This window comes from Oceanirhabdus sp. W0125-5 (assembly GCF_027938815.1).
GTDB lineage: Bacteria > Bacillota > Clostridia > Clostridiales > Clostridiaceae > Oceanirhabdus.
In genome coordinates this window covers 3391657-3403632 of the sequence record NZ_CP115913.1, presented here as the reverse complement: position 1 = coordinate 3403632, position 11976 = coordinate 3391657, and the positions used below count along the sequence as shown (strand labels likewise).

Annotated in this window: 12 protein-coding genes; 7 read left to right on the top strand and 5 right to left on the bottom strand. The window is 28.7% G+C overall.

Annotated elements, in window-relative coordinates:
* Positions 1-2: 2 nt before the first annotated feature.
* On the bottom strand, positions 3-1220 hold the full coding sequence (istA, locus tag OW730_RS15685; protein WP_271224840.1) for an IS21 family transposase: 1218 nt from the start codon (positions 1218-1220) through the stop codon (positions 3-5).
* Between the two features lie 557 nt (positions 1221-1777).
* On the opposite strand from istA, the gene OW730_RS15680 reads away from it, so the two are divergent.
* From OW730_RS15680 to OW730_RS15665, 4 genes are all read left to right on the top strand, one after another.
* Complete coding sequence (locus tag OW730_RS15680) at positions 1778-2338, top strand: TetR/AcrR family transcriptional regulator (protein WP_271224993.1); 561 nt, start codon at positions 1778-1780, stop codon at positions 2336-2338.
* A 16-nt stretch (positions 2339-2354) separates the two neighbouring features.
* Positions 2355-3032: a hypothetical protein gene (locus OW730_RS15675; RefSeq protein ID WP_271224992.1), complete on the top strand. Its 678-nt coding sequence runs from the start codon at positions 2355-2357 to the stop codon at positions 3030-3032.
* Between the two features lie 1152 nt (positions 3033-4184).
* Positions 4185-5168: an ABC transporter ATP-binding protein gene (locus tag OW730_RS15670; protein WP_271224991.1), complete on the top strand. Its 984-nt coding sequence runs from the start codon at positions 4185-4187 to the stop codon at positions 5166-5168.
* Positions 5146-5922, top strand: coding sequence for an ABC transporter permease (locus OW730_RS15665; RefSeq protein ID WP_271224990.1), 777 nt, complete (start codon positions 5146-5148; stop codon positions 5920-5922). The genes OW730_RS15670 and OW730_RS15665 overlap by 23 nt, the downstream gene beginning before the upstream one ends.
* 122 nt (positions 5923-6044) lie before the next feature.
* Here the strand turns inward: OW730_RS15665 and OW730_RS15660 are convergent, their stop codons facing one another.
* Positions 6045-6800 carry an NAD-dependent protein deacylase gene (locus OW730_RS15660; RefSeq protein WP_271224989.1) on the bottom strand — a complete coding sequence of 252 codons (756 nt, stop codon included), beginning with the start codon at positions 6798-6800 and terminating at the stop codon, positions 6045-6047.
* Positions 6801-7081: 281 nt separating this feature from the next.
* Here OW730_RS15660 and OW730_RS15655 point away from each other — a divergent pair, with 281 nt between their 5' ends.
* Positions 7082-8059 carry a tyrosine recombinase XerC gene (locus OW730_RS15655; RefSeq protein WP_271224988.1) on the top strand — a complete coding sequence of 326 codons (978 nt, stop codon included), beginning with the start codon at positions 7082-7084 and terminating at the stop codon, positions 8057-8059.
* A 25-nt stretch (positions 8060-8084) separates the two neighbouring features.
* On the opposite strand, the gene OW730_RS15650 is transcribed toward OW730_RS15655, so the two are convergent.
* On the bottom strand, positions 8085-8564 hold the full coding sequence (locus tag OW730_RS15650) for a hypothetical protein (RefSeq protein WP_271224987.1): 480 nt from the start codon (positions 8562-8564) through the stop codon (positions 8085-8087).
* A 217-nt stretch (positions 8565-8781) separates the two neighbouring features.
* Here OW730_RS15650 and lexA point away from each other — a divergent pair, with 217 nt between their 5' ends.
* Both lexA and OW730_RS15640 read left to right on the top strand, forming a co-directional pair.
* Positions 8782-9390 carry a transcriptional repressor LexA gene (lexA, locus tag OW730_RS15645; RefSeq protein ID WP_271224986.1) on the top strand — a complete coding sequence of 203 codons (609 nt, stop codon included), beginning with the start codon at positions 8782-8784 and terminating at the stop codon, positions 9388-9390.
* Positions 9391-9573: 183 nt separating this feature from the next.
* On the top strand, positions 9574-10212 hold the full coding sequence (locus OW730_RS15640) for a hypothetical protein (RefSeq protein ID WP_271224985.1): 639 nt from the start codon (positions 9574-9576) through the stop codon (positions 10210-10212).
* Positions 10213-10300: 88 nt separating this feature from the next.
* Here the strand turns inward: OW730_RS15640 and OW730_RS15635 are convergent, their stop codons facing one another.
* A complete protein-coding gene (locus tag OW730_RS15635) occupies positions 10301-11263 on the bottom strand; it encodes a M23 family metallopeptidase (RefSeq protein WP_271224984.1) in 963 nt (320 codons plus the stop codon).
* Between the two features lie 174 nt (positions 11264-11437).
* A complete protein-coding gene (locus tag OW730_RS15630) occupies positions 11438-11746 on the bottom strand; it encodes a hypothetical protein (protein WP_271224983.1) in 309 nt (102 codons plus the stop codon).
* Positions 11747-11976: the final 230 nt, after the last annotated feature.

The following is an 11976-nucleotide window of genomic DNA, read 5'->3' as shown; positions in this document are numbered from 1 at the left end:
AATCACTCCTCTAAAAAAATATCCATATTCTTTAAGTTTTCTTCAATAAAAAGTTCTACATCATCTTCTGCATAATGGCTCAGAGCATTTGAAAGTAGTATTTCTTTTGCATGATCTTTTTTATAGTGAAAAGTTTTATCGGATATCTTATGACAAGCAACTAAATCTTTAGTATAATAAATATAAAGTTCAGATTCTATTTCTGAAACGGTTAAATAACAACCTATATAACAGGTTGGAACGGAGTATTTTTTACCTTTATATCTAATCATGGATTCATTAGATACCTTATATTCTTTTTCGTGGTGGAAATATGATAGAAGGATATCCATTGTAGGTAACGGGTTTAAATACTCTTTTTCTTTTTCAAATCTTATAAATGGTACCTCGTTCGTTGCTTGTGAAATTTCACTATTAATATCATGATTAAATGATTCTACTATCTTCTCTAAATCTTCAAATGTATTGAATTCTTCATTAAAAGGCGTTAGCCTGTCCACTAGCTTCGCTAGAGTTTCTACTTTACCTTTAGTTTGAGGCCTATATGGTCTACATGTGATTACATCAAACCCAGCATCCATAGAGAAGTATTTGAAATTTTTATTTATGGATACATTTTTAAAAGAAGTAGTATTCCTATCCACTACCGTGGACATATTATCGAAAAGTATTTCTTTAGGTATCCCTTGATAATATCTAAAAGCTTCAAATAAACATTCAAACAGAGTTTTTTGAGTTCTATCCATTGTTAATTTCAAATATTTTAGTCTTGAATATCCTAGAACCATCAAAAATATATTTACTTCAAATACTTCACCTTCCTTATTAATCATTTTTATACTTTCTTTCCAATCTACTTGAGCTTGAAGTCCTGGACTTGTATCAAACCTTATTGTTGCTTTTTTCACCTGTGATTTTCTATGTTTTTTCACAAAACTATTTACTGTTTGGTATCCTCCTGTATAGCCTTTTTTCTGTATAAATTTGAATATAGCCATTGAAGTAGATCCATAGTTATCAGCTTTATCTTTAACTATTTCTTTATAATCATCAAGTTTCCCATTAATAACTCTAGGTTTTCTTGTAGAACTATTTGATTCTGTTAAGTACTTATCGATTGTTCTTCTATCGCAATTAAATCGTCTAGCTAATTCGCTTTTATTCAATAAATCTATCTCCTCTCTTATTAAATTTATTTGATTTGACACATCTTTTCTCATAATATTTCTCCTAACTTTTTTTGAAATATTATACTAAAAAATGTACAAATTTGTGTAGTTTGAGATTATAATTTTTGGCTAATTTGATTATATAATTTACAAGAACCAGGAAAATTAAGTAATTTGATTAGCATATCCACAAGGTTATCGGTGATTTTATGACTGTGTAACCAAAAAAGGAAGCTAACATAGTATATCTTATATTTTCAGTATCCCTGCGTATCTCTGTAATATCTTCAGAAACTATACGCATTTTTTATATTTTGACGAATTTTATAGGATAATGAGCAAACAGAGTATAGGGAAGTTGAATTTTCTAATAGAAGTTATTTTTTTTAGAAGCTCTAATGGAACGCTTCCAATTTGCTTAGATATGTAGATAACATCAAGTCGTGGGATATCGGTTTTATGAGTAGTATGGCAAAACTAAATTGTGATACATGTTTCCGTAGACAATACAGGAAAATAGATGTATAGTAAAGTTAAACATTGTTTAAAACATTGTTTAAAACATGTTTAATATTATCTAATATCATAGACATTGTGAGGTAAGTAAAATGAACTCAAAAAAAACAAATGCAAAAGAAATAATTTTAGATGCAGTACTTAAGTTGATTGATGAAGTTGAGCATATAGAAGAAATAACATCGCGAAGGATTACTGAGAAAGCAGGAGTGAACCTGGCGATGATTAACTACTATTATCAATCAAAGGAAAATCTGATAAATCAGGCAGTAAGCCACAAGATGGAGTCCATAACAAGTCAGATTTCTGTTATGAGTAGCGATGATTCTGCGTATGAACAATTGATAAGGCTTCTAATATCAACGGCTGATTTAAGCTTTAAGTACAATAAATTCTTTAAATTAGCAGTTGAAGCTGAAATGAGGAATGGTTATATGAATTCAATGGATTTGATAATGCCATTTCTGAAAGAAATATACAATAGCTACAATCCGATTGAACTAAAGGTAGTGGCCATGCAGCTAATGATACCATTTCATCAAATAGTCATGTATCCTGACCTGTATGGCAAATATTTGGATACTGATTTCTTTGAAAAGATCAAGCGTGATGAAACTATTGTCAAGATGATTGAAAGTGTTTTAGGAAAATAGAAGGAGGATGGGATTGATGAAAGAGCTCAATAAGAGCAAAGAGAAAGAAAGTTACCATAATAAATCCATTAGGGTTAATGTCTCAGTATTCGGTGTAATACTTAGCATCAGCGGTATGGTGCATGGATTATTTGAAATCCTTCAAGGTAACGTAAAAACCGAGGGTCTTATGATTCACGCTATAGGAGAAGCACACAAATTCTGGGTATATGGCAATGAACCAGCTTTTACAATAATTCCTAACTATCTTATTACAGGATTGGTAGCCATTTTCACGAGCTTGATCATAATAATATGGTCAGTTAAATTCATGGATAAGAAGAATAGCCCTCATATTTTGTTGATGCTGTTCATTGTACTTTTGTTAGTAGGTGGCGGCGTCGGGCAAGCAGTGTTTTTTACTGTCATCTGGATATTTGCCACCAGAATAACCAAACCGTTGTCATGGTGGGATAAGGTAATATCGAGTTCTGCAAAAGTATCCTTATCAAAACTCTGGTTAGGATTGCTTCTTAGTAGCTCTGTATTAGTGTTTTTTGCTCTTGAAATAGCTGTATTTGGATATGTACCTAGCATTCAAGATACAGATATAGTATCTTTAGTAATGCTATCAAGTTTAGGAAGTGGTTTTATACTTCTAATAGTAGCTTTCATATCTGGAATATGTCGTGATCTTGTTGATAGAAAACAGTGAAAAGGAACTAATATCATAGTAATCAAACTTATGCCTATTTACAAGGAGGGGAATCATTGAAAGTAAAATACTGATAGCTTAATTTTTTCGAGAAATGGATAGTAAGAAAGGTTAGGGCACCTATAGGCGATTTCAGAGATTGGAATCCTATACGAAAGAACAATCACAGAAGATTCGGTCCTTTCGTGTAGGATTCTAATCATGAAGCATAATGGTACGATGAGATCATTTATTTATAAATATGTTAAAGATAATCAGGAAAATTTATTCTATTCTTCAAACAATTTTTCGATCATGAGGTGGATGAGATACAAAGAAAAATATTCTTGGATATATCAGATGAAGCAGATAGAGGTGAAAATCTACTTAAGTTTTGAAATCTTTTAGAAGGTAAGAGCGATTTTCACACAAATAAAACGCCGTTAAATAATAATTTAACGGCGTTTTGCATGTTTTAAAGATAGGGGGGAGCTCATATCAATATTATAATCCATTAATTACCAATTAACAATTTACTTTATATATTTCACTATTTTGTCTTTATCTCCCCTTCAAATAAAAATATCTCTTTAAAAATGAAAAGTACTATAATTTATTTTTTTAATAGTTTAAATTTTTTTTAGAAAAGTTACATTCTTTAAACCACAATAATTATTAAAATTTTTGACTTAATTTTATAATAAATATTTTACTTAAGTTTACATTTATTATTTATGTTATTTCTTTACCCAAAATAATATTGAGTAATAAAATCATATTGATGATAATTATAAAAGTCAAGAATTTAAAAAAATTATTACATCTCTCCCCTCTTATTTGGCTTCATTTTAAATATATGCCCACTGCCAAAGATAACCTGAAGATACTATTGATTTAACTCAAATGAGTTTGCCTGTATCCCCTTCTATAAGCAAAAATAGCTATATAAAAATTGAAAACTATATTCAGATAATTTTCTCATGAATAAACAATACCATATAAAACTATAATTATGTTTTATAAATACATGTGTATTTGGAAATAATTGATAATTATTGTGTGTATAATATAAGTATGTCTATCATACATCCATATATCTAATATAAGAATGTATGTAATAAATATAAATGTATTAAATTGGTCTATTTATGGATATTATAAGGGGTGATTATTTTGGAAAACAACTGTATCTTGGAAGTAAATAATCTTTCAAAAACATATACAAAAGGAAAAAAAGAAATTATTAAAGCTGTTGATAATATTTCGTTTAGAGCATACAAAGGAGAAATTCTTGGTCTATTGGGGGCAAATGGCGCAGGTAAAACCACTACTGTTAAGATGATTTGTAGTCTTGTTAAGGCTAGCGAAGGAACTGTTTTAATTGATGGAATTGATAACTTTAAAAAGAGATCTAAGGCACTAAAAAAGATTAGTGCAGTACTGGAGGGCAATAGAAATATATATTGGAAACTTACAGTAAGAGAAAATTTGGAGTTCTTTTCTGCTTTAAAAGGTATTGACCCAAAAAAAATACAAGATAAGATAGATTACTATATAAACATATTCAATCTCAAAGAAAAGGAGAAGGTTATTGCAAGTAAACTTTCTAGGGGGATGCAGCAAAAACTTGCTATCGCTACTGCTTTGATAAGTGAAGCAGAGGTTATTTTGTTAGATGAGCCAACATTGGGGTTAGACGTTAAAGCTTCTTATGATATTAGGCGTATGCTAACAGAAATAGTTAAGAAAGAAAATAAGACTATTATACTAACAACTCATGATATGAATGTTGTTGAAGACGTATGTGATAGAGTTATCATAGTTGATCATGGCCGAATTATTGCAGAAGATAAAATTGAAAACTTGATGAGACTCTTCAATGTTAAAAGCTATAACTTTGTTATTGAAGGAAATCTATCAGAGAATCAAAAGTTAGAACTGAGTAAAATTAATCACTTAGAGATAAAAGAAAGTTCAGAGAGCACCGAAATATTAATCAATTTAGAAGACAATCAGCTCTTTTATAAAGTTATGTCAACATTTGGTTCAGAAAATTCTGTAATTAAGACAATTGAATCCAAGGAATTAAACTTTGAAGAAGTATTTATTAAAATATTAGGAAGGAGTAAAAAAGATGAGTATGTGGATATTGCTTAAAAGCTTTTGTAAAAAAGATTTTATATTATTTAAAAGGTATATTTTTAATTCTATATGGGGGATAATCTCTCTTTATGTTATGTTCTTATTAATTTTCTTAGGTTACAAAGGAGTTGCTGGAGGTTCTGAAAGTTATGGAAGTAAGCTGGACGGTCTTATTGTAGGATATGTACTATTCTTTACAGTCATTTTTGCATATTCAGCTATATCAAGTACTATTTCTGAAGAATGTAGAAAAGGAACTCTGGAACAGTTATATATGTCTGCTTTTTCTTTTAAGACTATACTTTTTGTAAAAGTTATAAGTTCTTTGCTATATGAATTAATTTTTATTTCAATAATTTTGTTCTTGAATATGTTAACTACAGGGCATTTCTTGAATCTTGATTTACTTTCTATAATGCCCATAGTTATTTGTACTTTATTATGTTTCTATGGATTAGGATTGATTGTAGGTGGTATAACACTGGTTTTTAAAAAGGCAGAAAACTTCTTGCAGATTTTACAATTTGGTATTATAGTATTTATTGCAGTCCCAGTAGGTAAGATACCAGCCCTTGCATTACTTCCAGGAGCCCTTGGTTCAAATATGATTAATAAAGTTATGACAAAAGGAAAACATATAACAGAATTCTCTGTACAGCAGTTGGGACTTTTACTCTTAGTGGGATTAGCATATTTAATTATAGGTGGATTTGTATACAAAATTTTTGAGAAAAAATCAATGAAAATGGGTACTTTAGGTCACTATTAAATTGTAATTTCATGTTTAGTGAATATTATTGAAAATTACTTTTTATAGGATGAATTGAAGTAGATTAGCCAGCAGTTTCAATCTGCTGGCTTTCTTATTATTTATGTGTAATTGAAATATAATTATTTTAAACACAATAGTGCTTTTAAAATTTCACTTGCATCACCATGAATTACTAAATCTGCAGCGTGGTCATAATATGTTTCATCTTTGTTAATTATAATTAGTTTTTGATCTCTCAATGTGTTCACATAATTGCTGATTGTTGAAACTTCTAATGATGAACCAATAACAACTATAACATCACTTTTATAGAATATTTCATCGGCCTCATTTATTAGGTTTTCATCAATCCATTCCCCATAAAACACTATATTAGGTCTAATAAAGTTATTTGGATACTCAAAATCATGGTTGCTCTCACATTTATAGCAGTATTGATTTTTTAAATATTCTTCTTTAGTATATCTCTCACCGCATTTTTGACAATAGAACTCTCTAAGGTTACCGTGCAGTTCAATTACTTTTGAACTCCCTGCCCTTTGATGAAGTCCATCAATATTTTGAGTTATTAAACCGTTTATTTTAAAAAAACTTTCCATTTGCTGAATATAATCATGAATAATATTAGGTTTATATACTTGATTATTAATAATAAATTCATTAATAAATTCTCTGCATAATTTATTTTTCGTCCAGAAAGTATTTATGTCTAAGAGAGTCTCAGGATTATAACCTTTAAACTTATTTTTATATAACCCCTCTTCTCCCCTGAATTGCTTTATTCCAGATTTCACAGATACCCCAGCACCAGTAATAATCAGTATCCCCTTTTTACTATTCTTTAGCAAGTTGAATAATTCAGTTAAAAGATCCACTGTAACCCTCCTTAATTCTAATATGTATTTTTATAATCTATTAATGGATAGTATCCTTTTTTCTTATAATTAGAACTATATTTTAACATTTTACTATTTTTGTTTTATAATTTCAAATTTTAGTATAAATGACTATTTATGAATTACATTTGTATTTCTTATTCTATAAAATTTACAATAAAATTTTATATAAGCTTCATTCAAATATCTATTTTCCTCTGATATAATAATAGAAACAAATAAAATTATTTCCTTGGAAATAATTGTAAATAGGAGGAAATATGGAAGACTATGAAAAAATATTTGATCCCGCCCTCCCCTCTTGTTTAAGTTCATTCTTAAACTATATGTTAGCAATCAAAGGGAAATCGTCAAATACAATTAAGGGATATAAAAATGATCTTACACTTTTTATAAAGTTTATAATGTCTTATAAATATAATAAGAGTGGGAAGCTTGAAGAGATTGATATTAGTGGTTTTAAAACAGAAAAATTAAATGATTTAATTCTAGATGATCTTGTTGCGTTTATCACCTATTCTGAGCTTAAAAGAGATAATCAGAGCAATGCAAAGGCTAGAAAGGTTGCAGCAATACGCTCATTCTTTAATTACCATTTCTCAAAGGAAAAAAGCATCACTGTTAATCCAGCCAAAGAACTGGATAGTCCTAAAATTGGAAAAACACTTCCTACATTTTTAACTCTTGAGGAAAGTAAGCAATTATTACGGGTTGTTACGGGAAAAAATAAAAATAGAGATTATGCTATTCTTATTTTGTTCTTAAACTGTGGTCTTAGATTATCTGAGCTATGCAGCATAGACTTATCTTCCATAAAGGAAGATACCTTAAAAGTTACAGGTAAGGGAAATAAAGAAAGGATAATTTATCTTAATCCTAGCTGCATTGATGCTATAAATAAATATATGCCTGATAGAGAAAGGATAAAAGAGCAAATTACACCTGAGGATGAGGATGCCCTTTTCATTAGTAATAAGAAGAATCGTTTATCTCCACGAGCTGTTGAACGAATGGTAAAAAAGTATGTATTAAAAGCTGGATTAGATTATGATAAGTACTCCCCTCATAAATTAAGACACACTGCTGCGACGCTTATGTACAAGCATGGTGATGTAGATATTAGGAGTCTTCAGTTTATTCTAGGTCATGAAAGTGTATCTACTACTCAGATCTATACCCATATAGATGATGAAAAACTTAGACAAGCTGTTAAAAAGAATCCACTTGCTGATATATAAAAAAAGCACATTAATTGTGCTTTTTTTAGTTTTCATTATATTTTAATAAACCTGGATAGTTTTCATTTAATAGTCTATCCTTCATTTCTGGATCATTCATTATTTCAGACAATCCTTCTACATCATCTAAATATACTACGTTTTCATCCATTTCAAATGTTTCATTTGGATTATAATCTTCTAGAGAAAACTCAGATGTATCTACTGAAACTGCTGCTTCTAATTCATCCTTCGAATCTTCTGTTGAATCATCCCATAATTCAGTATTTACTTCTTCGCTTTCGTCGTTTAACATACTATCTAAATTTAGAAGAGATGCTTTCTTAGAAGCAGCTTTTACCTCTTCAGATTGAATATCCTCAAAACCGATTGCTTTTGTATCAATTCCTTGTAACTCCATGCACTTAGCGCAATTATCACATTTTTTTTCAGAGTTTAAATCACAAATGTTGCAGTTACCACATTCATTACACTCTTTCGCAGAGCTAAAAATACATTTTTTCATATAAACTCACTCTTTCCATGTTAATATTTTTATAAACTTGTCAAAACTATATTATATCAAATAGTATGATAATAAACAACAAGAACATATGTTCAACTCTCGACAAAATAGCACTTTGACATAAAATAAGGTATTGTTACCACAATTTTTGAAGAACATTAGTTTGATATATGGAAATAGTTGTGTTATAATTATTTATAGATTGTGAGGTGATTTCATGGCAAGAAAAATGGGTGCAAAACAAAAGGAAATTTATGAGTTTATAAAATCTCAGATTAAGGCTAAGGGTTATCCCCCTTCAGTTAGAGAAATATGTACTGCTGTTAATTTAAGTTCAACATCAACAGTTCATGGTCATTTATCTAGATTAGAAAAGAAAGGCTTTCTAAGAAGAGATCCTACTAAACCAAGAGCAATTGAATTATTAATTGAACCAATAGTAACTAAAGAAATGATTGATATTCCAATCGTAGGAAAAGTAACTGCTGGTTTACCAATTTTAGCAGTAGAAAATATTGAGGAAACTTTCTCTCTTCCAATTAACTATGTTTCTAGTAATGAAGAACTATTCATGTTAAGAGTTTCAGGTGATTCTATGATTGAAGCTGGAATACATGATGGTGATTTAGCAATAATTGAAAAAGCTTCTTCTGCTACGAATGGAGAGATAATAGTTGCTCTTATAGAAGATTATGCTACTATTAAAACATTCTACAAAGAAGAGAATCATATTAGATTGCAACCAGAAAATTCTACTATGGACCCTATTATTGTAGATAATTGTTCTGTAATTGGAAAATTAAAAGGTTTATATAGAAAATATTAATTTATTGATTATAATTTAGATATTGAATAATAAAAGAATTCGCTGTAATGCGAATTCTTTTTATTTTATAATTAATACACACTCAATAAAGCCTCTACAGAAACCTTTATATAAGAACTTTACATTTAACATTATATAAATGAATTCATATTATATAAAGAAAGTAATACAATGGAGGAGCTTATGGGTAAGAATAAGTGTTCAACTAACAATAAACAAAACTGTCCAAATATTAATTCACAATTATACTCGTATTTGACTTCTAATTCTTCTGATGTTTCAATTCTTCCTCCATGTAGTAAATATCTTGATAATCGTAATCCTATTCTTAGTAATTGTATGTGGTTATTTAGGAATGATAATAGAGTGTATAATTTTTTAGCAACTTCCCCTACTGACCTAGCTAGCAGGGAGACTACTCTATTTACAAATCTTCAGATAAGTTTTACTAATTATATTATTGCTTATTATATTAGGCAAGTACAAAAGAACTGTGCTCATTATGATAAAAACCTTCAAATACATTCCAATAAAAATATTAACAATTTGATTCATCAGTTGTTAAAGAACAAGAGTAATCTAAAACTTCCCTTTACAGCGTTCATAAGGTTAGTAGTCTCAAATAGTAGTGCTATTCTACCTTTAATAAACTTTTCTGAGGATATTTCTCAACTTAATTATTTAATTATCTTTATTCTGCACAATATTGATAAACATCCTGGTTTGGCGTTTGGAAATAACAACTATATTTTAAATAACTTTGTTAATCAACTACTAGCATCATTAAACATACCTATACCTTTTGATAATTTAAAAATTTAAGTATACCTTTTCTCAAATAAACACCTAATGAATAATTACATATTCATTAGGTGTATTGTGATTAAAATTCTAATTCAGTGTTTAATAATTAATATAAACACCAAGGTAATTTAAAATACTTAAAGGGATTTTCTCTTACATTATTAAATTTAGTCTCTAAATGAATATGAGGGCCATAACTATTACCGGTATTTCCAGTTAGTCCAATAATGTCACCTTTTGTTACAGATACTTTACCAGCGGAAATGCTTGTCTCACCTGATACTTTATAAGCACTTTTCTGCATAGTTGGCAGATTAGGAGTCTTTATATTATTATTGAATTTGGACAGGTGAGCATAACGTAATATTAACCCTGAATCTGTAATTAAATCAGCATATAAGCCATAACTGATTAAATAATCAATATCATTTTCAGTATATCTAATATACTTGTATTCAATAATTCCATCTGCTAGTGCTATTATCGAAGTGTTATACCCTACTCCACCAATATCTACACCTGAAGGATGTGAGGGACTCATCCAATTTGTAATATATCCGTAGGAATCAGGAAAATCATATTTAGGAGTTCCTAAAATTTCTAAAGCATCTTTTTTTATAAAGCCACGGATGTTGCCTTTTCTTCCATTTGTTGTTGAAAAATCAATGAAATAATAGTCCCCTACTTCTTCTAATAGTAAAACAACTTGATTAGACTTCAAGCTTCGGATTTTTAGACTATTACCGTTGGGAGTATAGTAAACATAACTAGAAGATTTCACCTTTGCATTTTTAATTGAATAACCAATTTTAAAATCATATCTAAAATTATTAATAGATAACCTACTAGTAGGAATATAACCTCTTTTTTTCCCTTTATCAGAATAGTATTCAATATAAAACCAATTATTTTCTTGATGAATAATGGTTACCTTTATTCCAGCTTCGAGAATATCAATGTTTTTGGAGGTATTAACAGGTCCGCCTTCAACAATAACTTTCTCAATAATCTGGCCTCTTCCGTAATGCTTATTATAATAATTTATTTGATAACTTTCAGAATAATTCATTTCATCCTCAGGACAAGCAAAGCGAGGAGTAATAGAAAATAATATTGAAGTAAAAGTTACAATAAATAAACTGAAAATTCTTCTAATAGTAAATCAAATCTCCTTTTAATACTCGTACCTAATATTATATGCAATACCTGAATTTATGTTACAGAATATTAAAAAAGAGCTATGCTAAGCACAGCCACTTTTCTTATTTAAAACCTTTTTATTTTTATATTTTACATTACTCTTATTATCTTTTATTTCCCTTAATTTTAAAATTCTTTTAATATATAATTCATCTGTTGATATTCTCATACAAGCTATCATCATATATGAGGATTTAGGAAGTATTTTGTTTTTGGTTAAATAAATACATTTCTTTGCTGGACCAATATTTTTGAAGTGACTATGATTCTTATAGTCTCCATTTGCATTAATAACAACATATCCACGTCTACTCTTCTTTATATAATAGTGGCTATCATGATAGATTATCATTTAATCACACCTTTCATATATTTTGATAGGTATAGTAATATATGTAATTGCAATATGTCTTTATAATATAATATGATTATAAATAATAATTGTAATATTCATTTTAAATAAATGTGAAATTAATGATAAAAATATATAGATTTATATACATATAGGTTAGTAGGTTACATTAAAGTGCGTTCTTTTTTTAGGGATAATTTGATGTTATAGTAGATATATGTTAAGAAGAA

Bases quoted from the DNA above. Each gene is read 5' to 3' on its own strand.
- OW730_RS15640 (WP_271224985.1), top strand. From the start codon at position 9,574: ATGGGTAAGAATAAGTGTTCAACTAACAATAAACAAAACTGTCCAAAT.
- OW730_RS15630 (WP_271224983.1), bottom strand. From the start codon at position 11,746: ATGATAATCTATCATGATAGCCACTATTATATAAAGAAGAGTAGACGT.
- OW730_RS15650 (WP_271224987.1), bottom strand. From the start codon at position 8,564: ATGAAAAAATGTATTTTTAGCTCTGCGAAAGAGTGTAATGAATGTGGT.
- OW730_RS15635 (WP_271224984.1), bottom strand. From the start codon at position 11,263: ATGAATTATTCTGAAAGTTATCAAATAAATTATTATAATAAGCATTAC.
- OW730_RS15665 (WP_271224990.1), top strand. From the start codon at position 5,146: ATGAGTATGTGGATATTGCTTAAAAGCTTTTGTAAAAAAGATTTTATA.
- OW730_RS15680 (WP_271224993.1), top strand. From the start codon at position 1,778: ATGAACTCAAAAAAAACAAATGCAAAAGAAATAATTTTAGATGCAGTA.
- OW730_RS15655 (WP_271224988.1), top strand. From the start codon at position 7,082: ATGGAAGACTATGAAAAAATATTTGATCCCGCCCTCCCCTCTTGTTTA.
- lexA (WP_271224986.1), top strand. From the start codon at position 8,782: ATGGCAAGAAAAATGGGTGCAAAACAAAAGGAAATTTATGAGTTTATA.
- OW730_RS15675 (WP_271224992.1), top strand. From the start codon at position 2,355: ATGAAAGAGCTCAATAAGAGCAAAGAGAAAGAAAGTTACCATAATAAA.
- istA (WP_271224840.1), bottom strand. From the start codon at position 1,220: ATGAGAAAAGATGTGTCAAATCAAATAAATTTAATAAGAGAGGAGATA.